The organism is Streptomyces sp. NRRL B-1140 (genome assembly GCF_001280065.1).
Lineage (GTDB): Bacteria > Actinomycetota > Actinomycetes > Streptomycetales > Streptomycetaceae > Streptomyces.
The window spans coordinates 12,878-29,965 of record NZ_LGEA01000105.1 but is presented as its reverse complement, the minus strand read 5'-3'; the positions used below and the strand labels follow the sequence as shown (position 1 = coordinate 29,965).

The following is a 17,088-nucleotide window of genomic DNA, read 5'->3' as shown; positions in this document are numbered from 1 at the left end:
CGCTCCGCGCGAAGGAGGCTCGCATGAGCACGGGATCGGAGACCGGCGGTGTGACCGGTACGCAGGACAAGGACTACAACCTCATCTGGTACGTCGAGGCGTGTCTGAACAACGCCCTGCGCCTGGAGGGCTACATCCAGGACGCCGAGCGCGCAAAGGACACCGAGGTCGCGGACCTGTTCCGCAAGGCCCAGGCGGACAGCCGCAAGGGCGCCGAGCTGGGCAAGGGGCTGCTGCGCGCACGCCTCGACGGGGGCTGAGGCTCACCGGCTCAAGGGCCCGGACCCCGTGCGGGGTCCGGGCCCTCCTCCGTGTCGGAGCCGGAAGACCCCACCGACCCGTTCGGCGAGTTCGTCCTCCGTCATCGCGCCGTCCACCGTGAGGGCGGGCAGCCCCAGGCGTGTGGTCTCCGCGTCCAGCCGCTCGGTGAACAGGGCGTCCCGTGCGGCGAGGTTGCGGACCGCCCGCTCAGGATCACCGGTGCGCCGCGTGAACATTCCGCCGTGTGCGGCGCGACGTGCGAACACGGCCCGGCGGAACTCCGGTGTGGGCAGCAGCCAGACCGCGTGCCCGGGCTCGGTGAGCAGCGGCCGCACCAGGCGCGGCAGCAGCCGGAACCCCTCGACGACCACGGGTACGTCCCGGGGCAGTCGCGCGAGATCCTCGACGATCAGACCGAAGGCCTCGCCCCGGAACCAGTGGAACGTCTCCAGCATGGTCTCGGGGGACCGGTCGACCCACCGCTCGTCCGCATCCATGGCCATGAACGCGTGCAGCAAGGGCGCTTCCTCGGCGGTGGTCCGGTGTGCGTGATCCGCCATCGCGTCGTCGGTCGCGTAGAGACGCCAGCCGTGCCGGTCGGCGAGACGGCGGGCGATCGTGGACTTGCCCGCGCCACTGCCGCCCCCGATCCAGTAGACGTTCCGCATCCCTCTCCTCTCCCGAGGTTTCCGCTGTCGGTGCCGGTTGCCGACGGCCCACGATGCCACCGCCCGGCCCGGCGGCGGATCGACACCGAGCCGGCAAAGCCGCCGGATGAGGTCCTGGCGCGTGAATGACAGCGCCGCCCGGGTACCCGGCCCCTCCCGCCAGGACCGGCCGGGCGGCCCTTCGAGGATCCGCCCCGGCCGGTCGCCGGCCACGAGCCGAAGGAGCCCACGCTTATGACGGACGTTTCCGGCACCGGCCCCGCACCGGGCGACGACCGCGAGGTACTCACCGACCGCCAGGGCCATCCGGTCTACGACAACCAGAACCAGCGCACCGTCGGTGCCCGCGGCCCCGCCACGCTGGAGAACTACCAGTTCCTGGAGAAGATCAGTCACTTCGACCGGGAACGCATCCCCGAACGCGTCGTGCACGCCCGCGGCGTCACCGCCTACGGCCACTTCGAGGCCTACGGCACCTGGGGTGACGAGCCGGTCGGCCGCTACACCCGGGCCAAGCTGTTCCAGGAGCGCGGCAAACGCACGGACGTGGCCGTCCGCTTCTCCACGGTGATCGGCGGCCGCGACTCCTCCGAGGCCGCCCGCGACCCGCGCGGTTTCGCCGTCAAGTTCTACACCGAGGACGGCAACTGGGACCTGGTCGGCAACAACCTGGGCGTCTTCTTCATCCGCGACGCCATCAAGTTCCCGGACGTCATCCACGCCCTCAAGCCCGACCCGGTGACCTTCGAGCAGCAGCCCGGCCGCATCTTCGACTTCATGTCGCAGACGCCCGAGGCCATGCACATGCTGGTCAACCTGTTCAGCCCGCGCGGTATCCCCGCCGACTACCGCCATATGCAGGGCTTCGGCGTCAACACCTACAAGTGGGTCAACGCCGACGGCGACACCAAGCTCGTCAAGTACCACTGGATGCCCAAGCAGGGCGTGCGCAGCATGACCGAGGAGGACGCCGCCAACGTCCAGGCCGAGACCCTCGGCCACGCCACGAAGGACCTGTACGAGGCCGTCGCCCGCGGTGACCACCCGGAGTGGGAACTGCTCGTGCAGATGATGGACGACCACGACCACCCCGAACTCGACTTCGACCCGCTGGACGACACCAAGACCTGGCCCGAACAGGACTTCCCGCCGAAGGCGGTGGGCCGGATGGTGCTGGACCGCATGCCGAAGGACTTCTTCGCCGAGAACGAGCAGATCTCCTTCGGTACCGGCGTCCTGGTCGACGGCCTGGACTTCTCCGACGACAAGATGCTCGTCGGCCGGACCTTCTCCTACAGCGACACCCAGCGCTACCGGGTCGGTCCGAACTACCTCCAGCTCCCCGTCAACCAGGCGAAGAGCGCGCAGGTGCGCACCAACCAGCGCGACGGTCAGATGGCCTACCACGTCGACGGCGGAGGCGAGAACCCGCAGGTCAACTACGAGCCGTCGATCACCGGCGGACTGCGCGAGGCCCGCTACCCGACGCATGACGAGCAGGGGCCCGAGATCCAGGGCCGGCTCACCCGCAAGCGCATCCCCCGCACGAACGACTACCTCCAGGCCGGTCAGCGCTACCTGCTGCTGGAGGACTGGGAGCGCGACGACCTGGTGAAGAACTTCATCAGTCAACTGTCCCGGTGCGACCGGGCGATCCAGGAGCGCATGGTCTGGCACTTCCTGCTCGTCGAGAACGACCTCGGCCTGCGGGTGGGCGAGGGACTGGGCATCGGCCCGGAAGACGTGGCAGGACTGCAGCCGCTGGCGAGCCAGGACCTCACGGACGAGGATCGCGAACGTCTGGCCAACCTCGGCAAGAACGAGCCGCGCGACGTGGAGGGCCTGACCATGACCCACTGCGTCCCCGACGAACGGCACGTCGTGACCCGCTGACGAGGATCACCCGTCCAGGGCCGCACGGGCCACAGTGAGGACCTGTTCCGCATAGCCCCGGCCGAACAGCACGGCGTGCACCAGCAGCGGGAACAGCTGGTGCACGCCGACCCGTTCGGTCCAGCCGTCCGCGAGCGGAGCGACCTCCTGGTAGCCGTCCAGCACCCGCTCCAGATGGGGGCAGCCGAACAGCCGCAGCATCGCCAGGTCCGTCTCCCGGTGGCCGCCGTGCGCGGCCGGGTCGATCAGCCGGACGTGTCCGTCGGTCGCCCACAGGACATTGCCGCTCCACAGGTCGCCGTGCAGCCGCGCGGGCGGCTCGGCGGGCCCGGCCAGCTGCGGCAGCCGCTCGCACAGACGCTCCACGACGACCGCCTCCGCGGACCGGAGCGTGCCCCGGTCGACCGCCCGCCGCAGATAGGGAAGCACGCGTTGCCCGGCGTACCAGCGCGGCCAGTCGGTGCCCGGCTCGTTGCGCATCGGCGCGAGCCCGATGTACGCGTCCACCGGGCCGCCCGGCGGCGCCGCCCCGAACGCGGGCGCCCCGGCGGCGTGCAATGCGGCGAGGTCCCGCCCGAACCGCACCGCGGCCGCACGGTCCGGCCGCCCCTCGACAACCCGGTCGACGACCAGCCAGCCGTCCTCGTGCCCGTGCACCACCGGCACGCGCACGCTTCCCGCGGCGGCCAGCCACCGCAACCCCGCCGCCTCCGCTCGCGCCGCCCCCGGCGCGTCGGACCGCTTGACGACCACGACCCGCCCGTCGTCGAGATCGACTTCGGCCAGATCCCCCGACAGTTGTCGCTCACCGCTGATCGCCCGCCCGGTGAGCCGGGCCGCCACGTCCCCGTGGACGGTCATACGAGTCCCCTCTCAGCTCTCGGAGCCGCATCGAGCAATCGGATCGACCGCCTCGTCGAACCTGACCTGTCAGGCGGCCGTTGTACCGCACGTGCCCGCTGTGCCGGTCCCGGCACATTCGCCACCCGCCGGTCACGCGGGACGGTGAAATCCCGCCCCCGGGCGACAGAACCGGCCGTGGCCGGGGGAGCAGTCGGGTCATGACGAGTACACCGTTCCAGCGCACCATCGCCCTGCCGGCCCCCGTGTGCGAACAAGCCGCTCAGCATCTGGAGCAGGCCGCGCAGCGGGCCGTGGACGGGGCCGCGGTCCCGCTGAAGGCGTTCCGCGAGGCCGCCGACCATGACTTCACCCTGCCGGTCCCGGTCGTCGAGCAGGCGGCGGCCTGTTTGCTGGTCCTCGCCACCGAGACCGCCCAGAGCGTCCGCCCGTCCGCCCTGCGCGCCACCATCAGCGTCGCGCTGCGGCTGCGCGACGCCGTGCAACTGGCCCACCAGCCCGCCCTCAGCAGCAGGTTCTGGTGAGCGCACTCCCATCGCTCAGGCCGCGCGGAAGGCGACCTCGACCTGCCGGTGACGCAGCGCCTCCAGTGTGGCGTGCTGCCGGCGGGCCCGTTCGATGAGCTCGTCGAGCTGCCGCCGGTCGAGACGCCCGTCCGTGGCGGCCAGATCGCGCAGCGTCTCCCAGCAGGCCAGCTTGCCCTCCACGCCGAGTGCCAGCGCCTCCAGCTCCCACAGGGTGGTCAGCGGTGAGCGCCGTACCAGGCTGCCGTTGCTCTTCAGCCGCCCCACCTGCTCGGCCGCCCGGCCCGCGTACACCTTGTAGCGGCGCACCGGGACGTCCAGGCGCCGCATGAGGTGGAGCAGCGTCGCCCGGTCCTCGGCGATCTCGTCGGCGACCGGGGCCAGGGCGTCGGCGAGCGCCGAGCCGCGGCACGAACGCAGCAGGTAGCGCACCCGCGCCGTGCCGGCGGTGGCACCGGCGAGATGGTCGTTGAGGTAGATGCCCAGCAGGGACATGTCGGTGGCCGGGGCACGCTCGGCGCCCGGCGAATCCGCTCGCTGTTCCGTCATGACGCGACTCCTGTCGTACTCCGGCCCTGCTCCACGGTCACCGTCGTGGTGACCCGCACGAGACAGGGAGGGCGGGGCGTCGAGCCGGTCCCGAAGCGCACGGGGGGCTCGACCGGGGCGAGGGCGCCGAGGCTCTCGCCCTTCCAGGTCACGGTGGCCGAGGTGACCGGGTGCAGATCCCGGGCGCCGTACCACTGGTGCCGTCCGGCCCGGGCACCGGCGTGGGTGTGTGCTCCCAGCAGCAGACGGGCCGGCCGGTCCCACAGCGCGATCCAGCCCGGGCGGACGGCGAGGCGCGCCGGAACCGCCCGCAGCGCCATGCCCGGCAGGTTCCGGCGGCCGGTGCTGAACTCCATGCGGAGCGGTGTGGCGGTGACGGTCCAGTGGCGGCGGCCGGTGACGCGTACCTCCACCGGTACGACCCGGACCTCGTCGAAGACGTAGGTGCCGGCGACGAACTCCGCCGTCTCCTGCGTCGGGGCCAGCAGCAGCCGGTGTCCGTCGGCCCCTTCGGCCATCACGTCGCTGAACGGCCCGAACGGCGAGCGTGGCCAGTGGCCGAGCACCACGCGGGCGCCGGACGCCGTGCCGACGCCCGCGATCCAGCCGTCGAAACGCAGCGGCGACCGGACGCCGGTGCGCCGGGCCGGACCTGCGGGTTCGGGTCCGTGGGAGAACACGCGGGCCGGGTGCCCGGCGCCTGTACCGGCGAAACGGGCACCACCGCTCCGCGAACTCTGCGACCCCGGCAAGCACGGCGGCCCGCAGTGCGCGGCGAGGAAGTCCAGGGCGACCGCCCAGGCGTGCCCGCGGCCCGCCGCCGGGCGCGACGTCGACTGGCCTCCCGGCCGGCGGGAGGTGATGCCGGCTCGCCTCGCACGCGAGGCCGGCCTTCCGCTATTGCGGCGCCATGGCCTTGAGCCAGTCCTCGACGGCGACGACTTCCGCCCACTGCGGGAACAGCTTCTCGATGAGGAGCCGGTGCACTTCGGGGTCGGTGTCGAGGCAGGCGTCCGCCAGAACGGTGATGCCGAAGTCCAGGTCAATGGCATGCCACAGAGTGGACAGCACGACGGCGCTGGTGGCGATGCCGGCGAGGACGAGGCTGTCGATGTCGCGCGCCCTGAGCACCAGGTCGAGGTCGCTGCCGGAGAACGCGCTCCCCCGCCTCTTGGTGACCACGACGTCGCCCTGCCGCGGCGCGACGTCGTCATGGATCCGGGTGCCGGGAGCCCCCTCGGTGAACAGGCCGGCCCGCACGGCGTTCGTCATCACCTTGTTGCGGGGGCTGACTTCCGGATCGCCCGGCCGTAACTCGAGCACCACGTAGATCACGGGTATTCCGGCGGCCCGGGCACCGTCGATCGCCTTGCGCAGGCGGGTCAGGTATCCGGAACCGTCATCGGCGATGGCAACGACGTCCCGTTGGACGTCCATCACCAGAAGTGCGCTGTTCGCCATGTCTGTCATCCCCTCTCCGTGCCGAGACAAGAGCAAGTCTGGTGGATCGACGGAGCCGTGACCGGGGGTTCGGGAGATCCTCGATCGGTTCGTGTCGGCCCTCCGCAGGAGCCATTACCGGCACCGAACCTACGGCCGTAAAGTCCGGCCTTGGCGGTCTCGGGTTTGTGGCGGGCGAGGGGCACGACGCGGCACGGGCACGCCCTCCCGTCGGTGATGTGGCCGAGGCCACGTCCTGGACGAGGTCCCGATCACGTCCGGGTGCGTCGAGCGCCGGTTACCGTCTACGACCAGATCCCGATACCCGCCCCCTTCCTCCGGACGTTCCGCAGTGCACGCAGATCTCTCCCCTGTCATCGCGGCGACCGCCCAGTGGCTGACCCGCGCCTTCCCCGCCTCCGGCGGCGCGCTGGCCGCCGTCCTGTGCGAGGTGCAGGCCCGGCAGGCCGTGACCGTCGCGGCCTGGCTCAGGTACCCGACGGTGATGGACGCCGCCCTGCTCGGCATGGCCGGCCCCGGTGGCTCCGGGCGGCTCGACTGGGTCACCGGTGCCGACGCCGCCCTCGGCGACGACATGGACGCACAGGCCTGGCGTACCTGGGTGGACGAGGTCGTCGCCAGCTGGGCGGCCAGTCTGCTCACCGACCAGGAGCTGGCGGCCCGGGCGGTGGCCGCGCTCGCCGGCGGCAACCACAGCACCGGCGCACCGGCGGAGTTCCGCCGGCTCGTCGCCCCCGACGACCGCGACCGGAACGCCGCCGCCCTGCTGCGCCACCCCGACCTGCTCGCCCCGGTCGCCGGCCTGCACCAGGACCAGCTTCTCCACCGCCTGAACCCGGGCCGCACGCTGATCGCCTGAGGCCCGGACGCATCCGCCGACCTGGACGGACAGCTCCGCACCGAGCCCTCTCACCCTCCGTGACTCACCGGTTTGCCGTACGCGGCCGTGCCGTGCCCGCACGGCCATCGGAGGCTGGGCGTGAGCTCGACGGCACTCCGGCCCCTTCGCCGGCCGGAGCGCGACCGTCGTGCCGCGCGCCGCCGCCGACGGAAGAGAGACCGACATGAGCACCGCCCTCTCGCGGACCTGGGAACACGCCGTCGTCACCGGTGGCGCCGGGTTCGTCGGCTCCCACCTGTGCGCCGCCCTCCTGGACGCGGGCGCGGCCGTCACCTGCGTCGACGACTTCAGCACCGGTCGGCCCGAGAACATATCGCCGCTGCTCGAACGGCCCGGTTTCACGCTCGTCCAGGCCGACGTGTCCGAGGGGCTGCGGATCAAACGGCCGCCGGACCTCGTGCTGCACTTCGCCTCCCCGGCGTCCCCGGCGGACTACCTGCGCCTCCCGCTGCACACCCTGGAGACCGGCAGCCTCGGCACCCGCAACGTCCTGGAGCTCGCGCACTCCGCCCGCGCCCGCTTCGTCCTCGCCTCGACCTCCGAGGTCTACGGCGACCCGCAGCAGAACCCCCAGGACGAGCGCTACTGGGGCAACGTCAACCCCGTCGGGCCGCGCAGCGTCTACGACGAGGCCAAACGCTTCGGTGAGGCACTGACCACCGCCCACGCCGAGACCGAGGGCACCGACACCTGCATCGTGCGGCTCTTCAACACCTACGGCCCCCGTATGCGCGGCCACGACGGACGGGCGGTGCCGACCTTCGTACGGCAGGCCCTGGCCGGCGAGCCCCTCACCGTCACCGGCGACGGCCGCCAGACCCGGTCGCTGTGCTACGTCGACGACACCGTTCGCGGCATCCTCGCCGCCGCCGCCCACGGCATGCGCGGCCCCGTAAACATCGGCAACCCGACCGAGATCACCATGCTCGACCTGGCCCGTCTCATCGTCGAACTCGCCGGTTCCCCCTCCGAGGTCCGCTACGTCGAACGCCCCGTGGACGACCCGGCCGTTCGCTGCCCGGACATCACGCTGGCCCGCGACAAGCTCGGCTGGGACCCGCAGGTGCGCGCCGAGGAGGGGCTGCGGCGCACGATCGCCTGGTTCCGCGAGGCCGGCACCGAGGAGTGAACCCGCCCGGGCACCCCGCACCAGCCGCGTCCCAGGTGTCTACCGACCGCCGAAAGGCCCGCCTCCCCATGCGCATCCTCGGAATCAACGCCCTCTTCCACGACCCCGCCGCCGCCCTGGTGATCGACGGACGGACCGTCGCCGCCGCGGAGGAGGAGCGGTTCTCCCGGCGCAAACACGGCAAGAGACCCCTGCCCTTCTCCGCCTGGGAACTGCCCGAGCGGGCCGCGGCCTGGTGCCTTAAACGGGCCGGACTGCGCCCGCAGGACCTCGACGCCGTCACCTACTCCTTCGATCCGGCACTCGCCCGGCCGGCCGTGGACATGGGCCTGGACGACCCCTGGGACCACCTGCGGCTGACCTACGCGCGCGAGGCTCCCGGTTTCCTGAGCACAGCCCTGCCCGGTCTCGACCCCGCCGTCGTCCGCTTCGTGCCGCACCACATGGCCCACGCCGCCTCCAGCGCCTTCGCCGCACCGGACGCCGGCAACTCCTCCGTCCTCGTCCTCGACGGCCGTGGCGAACGCGCCTCCCACCTGGCCGCGCGCCGCGTGGGCGACCGCCTTGAACAACTGCACGCCCAGGACCTGCCGCACTCCCTCGGCCTGGTCTACGAGGAACTCACCGAGCACCTCGGCTTCCTGCGCTCCTCCGACGAGTTCAAGGTCATGGCCCTCGCCTCCCACGGCAGGCCCCGCATGCTCACCGAGCTGCGCCGCCACGTGCACCCCACCGGCGACGGCGGCTTCCACGCCACCGGCGTGCCCTGGCCCGAGCTGTGCGCACCCCGCGGTCCCGACGAGCCGTGGACACAGGACCACGCCGACGTCGCCGCCAGTGCCCAGGCCGTACTGGAGGAGACCCTGCTCGACCTGGTGCGCTGGCTGCACGGCCGGACCCGCGACCGGGTGCTCACCCTCGCCGGCGGCGTCGCCCTCAACTGCGTCGCCAACTCCCGTATCGCCCGCGAGGGCCCCTTCGCCCGGGTCTGGGTGCAGCCCGCGGCGGGAGACGCCGGCACCGCCCTGGGCGGAGCCCTGCTGCTGTCCGCCGTCGAGGGCGACACACCTGAGCCCATGACCGGTGCCGACCTCGGACGGGAGTGGTCCGACGCCGAGCTGGGAGCCTGGCTGAAGACCGCGGCAGTACCCTTCGAGCGGCCCCCGGACATCGCCGCTACCGTGGCCCGCGCCCTGGCGGACAACGGGATCGTCGCCTGGTTCCAGGGCCGCTCCGAGTACGGCCCCCGGGCCCTCGGCCACCGCTCCCTGCTGGCGCACCCCGGGCACGCGGGCAACCTGGAGCGCCTCAACGACGTCAAGGGCCGCGAACAGTTCCGGCCCGTCGCCCCCATGGTCCTCGCCGACCGCGCGGCCGGCCTCTTCGACGGCCCGCTGCCCAGCCCGTACATGCTGTTCGTGCACGACGTGGCCCCCGCGTGGCGGGACCGCATCCCCGCGGTCGTGCACGTCGACGGCACCGCCCGCATCCAGACCGTCGACCCGGACGGCGAACCCCTGGTCGCGCGCATGCTCGCCGCGTTCGAGCGGCTGACCGGGCTGCCCGTGGTCGTCAACACCAGCCTCAACACGGCCGGACGGCCCATGGTCGACGACCCGCGCGACGCCCTGGAGTGCTTCGGCTCCTCGCCCGTCGACCTGCTGGCCATCGGCCCCTACGCGATCCGGCGCGGCGACCTCTTCCGAACCGACTCCCGCAGCGGCGACGCCGGAGGCCCCCGATGAGCCGACCCGAGGCCCGCACGTCCGCCGCCGCGTACGCCGTCGTCATCCCGACCCTCGGCCGGCCCAGCCTGGGCCCCTGCCTGCACGCCCTCGCCGAGGCGACCGGGCCGGGTCCCGTCCGGGTGGTCCTCGTCGACGACCGGCCCGACGCGGCCCGCACCCTCCTCACCGCGGACATCCCGCCCTCCCTGCGCGCCCGCACCGTCGTCGTGCCCGGCGGCGCGCGCGGACCCGCCGCCGCACGCAACCTCGGCTGGCGCGCCGCCGGTGACGTGCCCTGGATCGTCTTCCTCGACGACGACGTCCTCCCCGGGCCCACCTGGGGCGACGACCTGACCCTGGACCTGGCAGCGGCGACCGAGCGCACCGCCGGGATCACCGCCCGGATCGAGGTGCCCCTGCCCGCAGGCCGGCGCCCCACCGACTGGGAACGCAACACGGCCGGACTCGCCGGCGCCCGCTGGATCACCGCCGACCTGGCCTACCGCCGGGCCGCGCTGACGGCCGTGGGCGGATTCGACGAGCGCTTCCGGCGGGCCTTCCGGGAGGACGCCGATCTTGCCCTGCGCATGCTCGACGCCGGCTGGACGCTCACCGTCGGCCGGCGCACCACCACCCACCCCGTACGGCCGACCGGGCGCTGGACCTCCGTCCGGCTCCAGGCAGGCAACGCCGACGACGTGCTGATGACCCGGCTGCACGGCCGCCACTGGTGGCGCCGGGCGGAAGCACCCCGAGGGCGCCTGCCGCTGCACCTGGCGGTGACCGGAGCGGGCGTGGCGGCGCTCGGCTGCTCCCTGCTCGGACGGCGCCGGGCCGCCGCGGCCTGCGCCGCAGCCTGGCTGGCCGGCACCACCGAGTTCGCCCTCGCCCGCATGCTGCCCGGGCCGGGCACCCGCGACGAGGTGCTCACCATGGCGGTGACCAGTGCCCTGATCCCCCCCGCCGCGACCTGGCACTGGCTGCGCGGGCGGCTCGTGCACCGCAAGGCCCTGCCGTACACCCCGTTCGGGAGCGGTGAGCCGGCGCCCGCATCCCGCCCGGCCGCCCGGGAACGGCTGCGGTCATGACGCCGCCTCTCGCCCCCTGGCTGCTCCCCGGGCACGTGCGCCGGCACCCGCACGTCCCGGGCGGCTCCCGGCCCGCTGCCGTGCTCTTCGACCGCGACGGCACCCTCGTCGCCGACGTGCCCTACAACGGGGACCCGTCGCGGGTCACGCTCATGCCGGGCGCCCGCGAGGCCGTGGACGCCCTGCGCGCCGCCGGGGTGCCCGTCGGTGTCGTGACCAACCAGTCGGGCGTGGCCCGGGGCCTGCTGACCCGCCGCGACGTGCAGAACGTACGGCTGCGGGTGGAGGAGCTGCTGGGGCCGTTCGCCGTGTGGGCCGTGTGCCCGCACGGGCCGGGGGAGGGCTGCGGCTGCCGCAAACCGGCACCCGGGCTGATCCTGGCCGCGTGCCGGCGGCTCGCCGTCCCACCGGAACACACCGCCGTCATCGGCGACATCGGAGCAGACATGGAGGCGGCCCGGGCGGCCGGTGCCCGGGGGGTCCTGGTCCCCACGGCCGTCACGCGGGCGGGCGAGACCGCGACGGCCGGCCTCACGGCACCGGACCTGCCGGCGGCCGTACGTCTCGTCCTCGGCTCGCGGCTCCCGGCCCGGGAGCCGCGATGACCCTCTCCCGCCTTCCCCGCACCCTCGTGGTCCGTCTCGACAGCGCCGGAGACGTACTCCTCGCCGGGCCCGCCGTACGGGCGGTCGCCGCCGGGTCCTCGTACACCGCGCTGCTCTGCGGACCACAGGGCGCGGCGGCCGGGCGGATGCTGCCCGGCGTCGACGACGTGCTGACCTTCGACGCCCCCTGGGTCGGGCTGGAGCCGCCGCCGGTGACGCGTGCGGACACCCGGCGGCTGATGGAGACGCTCACGGCGGGCCGCTTCGACCGGGCGCTCGTGCTGGTGTCGTACCACCAGAGCCCACTGCCGGCCGCCCTGCTACTGAAACTGGCCGGGATCGGACGGACCGCGGCCGACTGCGAGGACTACCCGGGTGCACTCCTCGACCGGCGGCACCGCAGGCGGCCGCAGCGGCACGAGGCCCTGGCCGCCCTCGACCTGGCCCGCGCCGAGGGTTTCGCGCTCCCGCCCGGCGACGACGGCCGGCTGCGTGTCCTGCCGCCGCCGAGCGCCGCCCACCTCACCGGCCCCGAGCCGTACGTCGTGCTCCACCCCGGCGCGGCCGTGCCCGCCCGGGCCTGGACTCCGGGCCGGGCCGCACGGGCCGTGGCCGCCCTGTCCGCCGCGGGGCACCGGGTGGTCGTCACGGGCGGGCGCGCCGAGCGGGAACTGACCGCACGGGTCGCCGGGCGGCACGCCCTGGACCTCGGCGGCGCCACCGACCTGCCCCACCTGGCCGGGGTCCTGGCCGGAGCCCGGGCCGTGGTGGCCGGCAACACCGGCCCGGCGCATCTCGCCGCCGCCGTGGGCACACCCGTCGTCAGCCTCTTCGCACCGGTCGTGCCGGCCGAACGGTGGGCCCCCTACGGAGTACCGCACGTCCTGCTCGGCGACGGGCACGCGGCCTGCGCGCAGACCAGGGCCCGGCACTGCCCGGTGCCGGGACACCCCTGCCTCGACGGCATCGGCGACGACGAGGTGCTCGCCGCCGTGGCGGCCCTCACGGGCCACCCGGCCGGCCGGGGAGAACCGACCGAGCGAGGAGCGGCCGTATGAACATCCTGCTGTGGCACGTGCACGGTTCCTGGACGACCGCGTTCGTCCAGGGCCCGCACACCTACCTCGTCCCCGTCACCCCCGACCGCGGCCCCGACGGCCTCGGGCGGGCCAGAACCTTCACCTGGCCCGTCTCGGTCCGCGAGGTCACCCCCGCGGAACTCGGCGGCACACCCGTCGACCTGGTCCTCCTCCAGCGGCCGCACGAGGCGGTGCTGGCCGAACGCTGGCTCGGGGGGCGCCGCCCCGGGCGGGACGTGCCCGCGGTGTACCTCGAGCACAACGCGCCCGACGGCGGCGTGCCCGACACCCGGCACCCGTGCGCCGACCGCGCCGACCTGACCCTTGTGCACGTCACCCACTTCAACCGGCTGTTCTGGGAGTCCGGCAGCACCCGCACCGAGGTGATCGAGCACGGCATCGTCGACCCGGGCCACCGCTACAGCGGCCGGCTCGCCCGCGCCGCCGTCGTCGTCAACGAACCGGTGCGGCGCGCCCGGTACACCGGCACCGACCTGCTCCCCGCCCTCGCCGAGGCCGTCCCGCTCGACGTGTTCGGGATGGGCACCGAAGGCCTGGCCCGACACCTCGGCCTGCCGCCGGACCGCTGCCACACCGCCGACCTGCCCCAGAGCGAGCTGCACACGGCACTGGCCGAGCGCCGCATGTACCTGCACCCCGTGCGCTGGACCTCCCTCGGTCTGTCCCTGCTGGAGGCGATGCACCTCGGCATGCCCGTGCTGGCGCTCGCCACCACCGAGGCGGTCGAGGCGGTCCCGCCCGGCGCCGGCACGCTGACCACCCGCCCCGACGTCCTGGCCCGCGCGGCCCGCCGCTACCTCCACGAACCCGAGGCCGCGACCGCGGACGGAGCCCGCGCCCGCCAGGCGGCCCTCGAACGCTACGGGCTCAAACGCTTCCTGACCGACTGGGAGCGCCTGATCACGGAGGTGTGCTCATGACCCCGTCCCTCAGCCCCTTCCCGTCCGGACCGCTCGGCCGCGGCCCGCTCGACCCCGGCGTCCTCGCGATCGCCCTCGTCTCCGAGCACGCGAGCCCCCTCGCCGCACTCGGCGGGGCCGACGCCGGAGGGCAGAACGTCCACGTCGCCTGCCTCGCGGGGGCCCTCGCCGACCGCGGCCACCGCGTGACCGTCCACACCCGCCGCGACGCGCCCGACCTGCCCTGGCGGGTGGAACTGCGCGACGGCGTCGAGGTGCACCACATACCCGCCGGGCCGCCCGAGCCGCTCCCCAAGGACGAGCTGCTGCCGTACATGGACGAGTTCGGCCGCCATCTCGCCCGCGGCTGGCGCACCCGGGCGCCCGACCTCGTGCACTCCCACTACTGGATGTCGGGCCTGGCCGCGCTGCGCGCCACCCGCGAGCACGGCCTTCCCCTGCTGCACACGTACCACGCCCTCGGCACGGTGAAGCGACGGCACCAGCGGCTCGCCGACACCAGCCCGCCGGAGCGGATCCCCGGCGAGATCGAGATCGGCCTGAACTGCGACCGCGTCATCGCCACCTGCCGCGACGAGGTCCACGAACTGGCCCGCATGGGCATCCCCCCGCACCGGATCGGCATCGTGCCGTGCGGTGTGGACACCGACCGGTTCACGCCCAAGGGCCCGGTCGCGCCGCGCGGCCCGTACCCGCACCGGATCCTGCAGGTGGGCCGCCTCGTGCCGCGCAAGGGCGCCGCCGTGACCGTCGCCGCCCTGACCCGGTTGCCCGGCACCGAGCTGGTCGTCGTCGGCGGGCCGCCCGCCGGACGGCTCGACGGCGACCCGGAGGTGCGGCGGCTGCGCGACATCGCCCGGGACGCCGGTGTCGCCGACCGCGTCCGCTTCACCGGCGCCCTTCCCAGCGAGGAGGTGCCTGCACTGCTGCGCTCCGCGGACGTGGTGGTCTGCCCCGCCGACTACGAACCCTTCGGCATCGTCCCGCTGGAGGCCATGGCCTGCGGCGTGCCCGTCGTGGCCAGCGCGGTCGGCGGGCAGCTCGACACCGTCGCCGACCCGGGCACCGGACGACTGGTGCCGCCGAACGACCCGGCGGCCCTGGCCGAGGCCGTAGCCGGGCTGCTCGCCGATCCGCAGGCCCGCGCGGCCTGCGGGGCGGCCGGCCGCCGCCGGGTGCTCAGCAGATACGGCTGGGGCCAGGTCGCCGCGGCGACGGAGGCCGCCTACTGCGAGGTCCTCGACACCGAGCCCGCCGCCACCGGCGCCGGCTGAGCCGTCCGGTCCCGCCCACCGCCCGAAGGAGGTGTGGGTCTCCGCCGTCCCCGCACGGCGGTGCGCCCGATCCGCATGAGCGAATCTTCTGCACGGCCCGGCCTCGACGCCGCCCGTCTGCACTGCCGGTCGCTGGAGGAGGCCCTGGGCCGATTCCGGGAGAACGGCCTGGACCGGATCGCGGACTGGGGCGGCCGCCTCGCCGACGTCCTCGACGGCGGCGGCCGGCTCCTCGCCGCGGGCAACGGCGGCAGCGCCGCCCAGGCCCAGCACCTCACCGCCGAGCTGGTCGGCCGCTACCGCCGGGAACGGCGCGCCTACTCGGCGCTCGCCCTGCACGCCGAGACGTCCAGCGTGACCGCGATCGGCAACGACTACGGCTTCGACCACGTCTACGCCCGTCAGGTCACCGCCCACGGCCGCCCCGGCGACGTCCTGCTGCTGCTGTCCACCTCGGGGCGCAGCGGCAACCTCATCGCCGCCGCCGTGACCGCCCGGCAGGCCGGACTGCGCGTCTGGGCGCTCACCGGGCGCGGCCCGAATCCCCTGGCGGAAGCCGCCCACGAGGCCCTGTGCGTCGACGCGGAGACCACCGCCAACGTCCAGGAGACCCACCTCGTCGCCGTCCACCTGCTCTGCGAGTGTTTCGACACGGCCGTGTCCACGCCCCCCGAGCGGCGCGCGGTCCTGACACACAGGGGTACGCCATGACCGGGACCGGGCCGAACCCCCTCGTCGTCGTCGGGGACGTTCTCCTCGACGAGGACATCGAAGGCGTCTCCACCCGGCTCGCCCCGGACGCCCCCGCGCCCGTCGTCGACGTCACCGGCGACCGTCGCCACCCCGGCGGAGCCGGCCTTGCCGCCGCCCTCGCCGCCCGTGGCGGCCGGGACGTGGTGCTGGTGAGCGCGCTGGGCGAGGACGAGGCCAGTGAGGCGGTACGACGCGGGCTGCGCGGCCGGGTCAGGATTCTGGAGATCCCCTTGGACGGCACCCTGCCGGTCAAGACCCGCGTCATCGCCGGCGGCCGGCCGGTCGTCCGCATCGACCGGGGCGGCGGCACCCCCGGCGAACCCGACGACGCGGTCCGGCAGGCGCTGGCCGAAGCGCACGCCGTCCTGGTCTCCGACTACGGCCGGCACACCGCGGGCGCCCTGCGGCCGCTGCTGGAAGAGGCCGCCCGCCGCACGCCCCTGGTGTGGGACCCGCACCCCACGGGCGACCCGCCCGTGCCCGGGGCACGCCTGGTCACCCCCAACGCGGCGGAGGCACGGGCCCTGCACCCCGGATCGGGAGGGACCTCGCTCGGCGCCCACGCGGAGCGGGCGGCCCGGCTCGCCCAGCGCTGGCGTGCCGCGGGAGTGGCCGTCACCCTCGGCGAGCGCGGGGTGCTGCTGGCCCGGCCGGGCCCCGGCACCCCGATGCTGGTCCCGGTGCCCTACCGGGCCGCCGGTGACCCCTGTGGCGCGGGCGACTGCTTCGCCGCCACGGCGGCGGCCGCGCTGGCCGACGGGCTGCTTCCCGAGGAGGCGCTGCAGCGGGCCGTCGCCGAGGCGGCCGCGTTCGTCGCCGCGGGAGGCGCGGGCAACCCCGGTCTGTGGCGGACCGAGCCCCCGCCCGGCGACGGCGACGAGCCCGCGACCGACGCGTTCGGGCTCGCCGAGCGGGTCAGGGCACGCGGCGGCACCGTCGTCGCCACCGGCGGCTGCTTCGACCTGGTACACGCCGGTCACGTCGGGCTGCTGGAGAGTGCCCGGCGCATCGGCGACTGCCTCATCGTGTGCCTGAACTCCGACGCGTCCGTCACGCGCCGCAAAGGGCCGGGACGCCCGCTCAACCCGGCGGCGGACCGGGCCCGCGTCCTCGCCGCGCTCGGCAGCGTCGACGCCGTCGTGGTCTTCGAGGAGGACACACCCGAAGCGGTACTGGCCCGGCTGCGGCCGGATGTCTGGGTCAAGGGCGGCGACTACTCCGTCCAGGACCTGCCCGAGGCGAGCGCGCTGCGCACCTGGGGCGGGCAGGCGGTGGTCCTGCCCTACCTCGACGGCCGCTCCACGACCCTGCTGGCCCGGCGGGCGGCGGAGGCGGCGCTGCGGTCGTGAGGCACACCCGGGGGAGCGGACCCGC

Annotated in this window: 18 protein-coding genes; 13 read left to right on the top strand and 5 right to left on the bottom strand. The window is 74.5% G+C overall.

What is annotated here, in order from left to right; translation table 11 throughout:
* The first annotated feature begins 23 nt into the window (after positions 1–23).
* Positions 24–260: a hypothetical protein gene (locus ADK65_RS24135; RefSeq protein ID WP_053672464.1), complete on the top strand. Its 237-nt coding sequence runs from the start codon at positions 24–26 to the stop codon at positions 258–260.
* Positions 261–263: 3 nt separating this feature from the next.
* On the opposite strand, the gene ADK65_RS24130 is transcribed toward ADK65_RS24135, so the two are convergent.
* Positions 264–929 (bottom strand): hypothetical protein, encoded by a 666-nt coding sequence (locus ADK65_RS24130; protein ID WP_053672463.1) that lies wholly within the window; start codon positions 927–929, stop codon positions 264–266.
* A gap of 234 nt (positions 930–1,163) precedes the next feature.
* Between ADK65_RS24130 and ADK65_RS24125 the strand changes: the two genes are divergently transcribed.
* Positions 1,164–2,822: a catalase gene (locus ADK65_RS24125; RefSeq protein ID WP_053672462.1), complete on the top strand. Its 1,659-nt coding sequence runs from the start codon at positions 1,164–1,166 to the stop codon at positions 2,820–2,822.
* Positions 2,823–2,828: 6 nt separating this feature from the next.
* Here the strand turns inward: ADK65_RS24125 and ADK65_RS24120 are convergent, their stop codons facing one another.
* Complete coding sequence (locus ADK65_RS24120) at positions 2,829–3,683, bottom strand: fructosamine kinase family protein (protein ID WP_053672461.1); 855 nt, start codon at positions 3,681–3,683, stop codon at positions 2,829–2,831.
* 200 nt (positions 3,684–3,883) lie between these two features.
* On the opposite strand from ADK65_RS24120, the gene ADK65_RS24115 reads away from it, so the two are divergent.
* Positions 3,884–4,207 carry a hypothetical protein gene (locus ADK65_RS24115; protein WP_053672460.1) on the top strand — a complete coding sequence of 108 codons (324 nt, stop codon included), beginning with the start codon at positions 3,884–3,886 and terminating at the stop codon, positions 4,205–4,207.
* A gap of 15 nt (positions 4,208–4,222) precedes the next feature.
* Here the strand turns inward: ADK65_RS24115 and ADK65_RS24110 are convergent, their stop codons facing one another.
* The 3 genes from ADK65_RS24110 to ADK65_RS24100 all read right to left on the bottom strand — a co-directional run bounded on the left by ADK65_RS24110 (position 4,223) and on the right by ADK65_RS24100 (position 6,217).
* Complete coding sequence (locus ADK65_RS24110; RefSeq protein ID WP_053672459.1) at positions 4,223–4,756, bottom strand: hypothetical protein; 534 nt, start codon at positions 4,754–4,756, stop codon at positions 4,223–4,225.
* Entirely contained in the window at positions 4,753–5,376 is a 624-nt protein-coding gene (locus ADK65_RS24105) for a hypothetical protein (protein ID WP_053672542.1), read from the bottom strand. Before ADK65_RS24105 ends, ADK65_RS24110 begins: the two co-directional genes overlap by 4 nt.
* 277 nt (positions 5,377–5,653) lie before the next feature.
* Complete coding sequence (locus ADK65_RS24100) at positions 5,654–6,217, bottom strand: cysteine hydrolase family protein (RefSeq protein ID WP_053672458.1); 564 nt, start codon at positions 6,215–6,217, stop codon at positions 5,654–5,656.
* Positions 6,218–6,548: 331 nt separating this feature from the next.
* On the opposite strand from ADK65_RS24100, the gene ADK65_RS24095 reads away from it, so the two are divergent.
* The 10 genes from ADK65_RS24095 (at position 6,549) to rfaE2 (ending at position 17,063) form a co-directional block, all read left to right on the top strand.
* Complete coding sequence (locus ADK65_RS24095; RefSeq protein ID WP_053672457.1) at positions 6,549–7,076, top strand: hypothetical protein; 528 nt, start codon at positions 6,549–6,551, stop codon at positions 7,074–7,076.
* A gap of 205 nt (positions 7,077–7,281) precedes the next feature.
* Complete coding sequence (locus tag ADK65_RS24090; RefSeq protein ID WP_053672540.1) at positions 7,282–8,247, top strand: NAD-dependent epimerase/dehydratase family protein; 966 nt, start codon at positions 7,282–7,284, stop codon at positions 8,245–8,247.
* A gap of 68 nt (positions 8,248–8,315) precedes the next feature.
* Positions 8,316–9,992, top strand: a complete 1,677-nt coding sequence (locus ADK65_RS24085; RefSeq protein WP_053672456.1) for a carbamoyltransferase — start codon at positions 8,316–8,318, stop codon at positions 9,990–9,992.
* Positions 9,989–11,062 (top strand): glycosyltransferase family 2 protein, encoded by a 1,074-nt coding sequence (locus ADK65_RS24080; RefSeq protein WP_053672455.1) that lies wholly within the window; start codon positions 9,989–9,991, stop codon positions 11,060–11,062. The genes ADK65_RS24085 and ADK65_RS24080 overlap by 4 nt, the downstream gene beginning before the upstream one ends.
* Complete coding sequence (locus ADK65_RS24075) at positions 11,059–11,667, top strand: D-glycero-alpha-D-manno-heptose-1,7-bisphosphate 7-phosphatase (protein ID WP_053672454.1); 609 nt, start codon at positions 11,059–11,061, stop codon at positions 11,665–11,667. The genes ADK65_RS24080 and ADK65_RS24075 overlap by 4 nt, the downstream gene beginning before the upstream one ends.
* On the top strand, positions 11,664–12,725 hold the full coding sequence (locus ADK65_RS24070; protein WP_053672453.1) for a glycosyltransferase family 9 protein: 1,062 nt from the start codon (positions 11,664–11,666) through the stop codon (positions 12,723–12,725). Before ADK65_RS24075 ends, ADK65_RS24070 begins: the two co-directional genes overlap by 4 nt.
* A complete protein-coding gene (locus ADK65_RS24065; RefSeq protein ID WP_053672452.1) occupies positions 12,722–13,687 on the top strand; it encodes a glycosyltransferase in 966 nt (321 codons plus the stop codon). The genes ADK65_RS24070 and ADK65_RS24065 overlap by 4 nt, the downstream gene beginning before the upstream one ends.
* Complete coding sequence (locus tag ADK65_RS24060; RefSeq protein ID WP_078956111.1) at positions 13,684–14,961, top strand: glycosyltransferase; 1,278 nt, start codon at positions 13,684–13,686, stop codon at positions 14,959–14,961. Before ADK65_RS24065 ends, ADK65_RS24060 begins: the two co-directional genes overlap by 4 nt.
* Before the next feature lie 75 nt (positions 14,962–15,036).
* On the top strand, positions 15,037–15,672 hold the full coding sequence (locus ADK65_RS24055) for a D-sedoheptulose-7-phosphate isomerase (protein ID WP_053672536.1): 636 nt from the start codon (positions 15,037–15,039) through the stop codon (positions 15,670–15,672).
* Positions 15,669–17,063 carry a D-glycero-beta-D-manno-heptose 1-phosphate adenylyltransferase gene (gene rfaE2, locus ADK65_RS24050; protein WP_053672451.1) on the top strand — a complete coding sequence of 465 codons (1,395 nt, stop codon included), beginning with the start codon at positions 15,669–15,671 and terminating at the stop codon, positions 17,061–17,063. The genes ADK65_RS24055 and rfaE2 overlap by 4 nt, the downstream gene beginning before the upstream one ends.
* Positions 17,064–17,088: the final 25 nt, after the last annotated feature.

Bases quoted from the DNA above. Each gene is read 5' to 3' on its own strand.
- ADK65_RS24135 (WP_053672464.1), top strand. From the start codon at position 24: ATGAGCACGGGATCGGAGACCGGCGGTGTGACCGGTACGCAGGACAAG.
- ADK65_RS24060 (WP_078956111.1), top strand. From the start codon at position 13,684: ATGACCCCGTCCCTCAGCCCCTTCCCGTCCGGACCGCTCGGCCGCGGC.
- ADK65_RS24055 (WP_053672536.1), top strand. From the start codon at position 15,037: ATGAGCGAATCTTCTGCACGGCCCGGCCTCGACGCCGCCCGTCTGCAC.
- rfaE2 (WP_053672451.1), top strand. From the start codon at position 15,669: ATGACCGGGACCGGGCCGAACCCCCTCGTCGTCGTCGGGGACGTTCTC.
- ADK65_RS24090 (WP_053672540.1), top strand. From the start codon at position 7,282: ATGAGCACCGCCCTCTCGCGGACCTGGGAACACGCCGTCGTCACCGGT.
- ADK65_RS24080 (WP_053672455.1), top strand. From the start codon at position 9,989: ATGAGCCGACCCGAGGCCCGCACGTCCGCCGCCGCGTACGCCGTCGTC.
- ADK65_RS24075 (WP_053672454.1), top strand. From the start codon at position 11,059: ATGACGCCGCCTCTCGCCCCCTGGCTGCTCCCCGGGCACGTGCGCCGG.
- ADK65_RS24120 (WP_053672461.1), bottom strand. From the start codon at position 3,683: ATGACCGTCCACGGGGACGTGGCGGCCCGGCTCACCGGGCGGGCGATC.
- ADK65_RS24070 (WP_053672453.1), top strand. From the start codon at position 11,664: ATGACCCTCTCCCGCCTTCCCCGCACCCTCGTGGTCCGTCTCGACAGC.
- ADK65_RS24085 (WP_053672456.1), top strand. From the start codon at position 8,316: ATGCGCATCCTCGGAATCAACGCCCTCTTCCACGACCCCGCCGCCGCC.
- ADK65_RS24115 (WP_053672460.1), top strand. From the start codon at position 3,884: ATGACGAGTACACCGTTCCAGCGCACCATCGCCCTGCCGGCCCCCGTG.
- ADK65_RS24065 (WP_053672452.1), top strand. From the start codon at position 12,722: ATGAACATCCTGCTGTGGCACGTGCACGGTTCCTGGACGACCGCGTTC.
- ADK65_RS24110 (WP_053672459.1), bottom strand. From the start codon at position 4,756: ATGACGGAACAGCGAGCGGATTCGCCGGGCGCCGAGCGTGCCCCGGCC.
- ADK65_RS24100 (WP_053672458.1), bottom strand. From the start codon at position 6,217: ATGGCGAACAGCGCACTTCTGGTGATGGACGTCCAACGGGACGTCGTT.
- ADK65_RS24130 (WP_053672463.1), bottom strand. From the start codon at position 929: ATGCGGAACGTCTACTGGATCGGGGGCGGCAGTGGCGCGGGCAAGTCC.
- ADK65_RS24125 (WP_053672462.1), top strand. From the start codon at position 1,164: ATGACGGACGTTTCCGGCACCGGCCCCGCACCGGGCGACGACCGCGAG.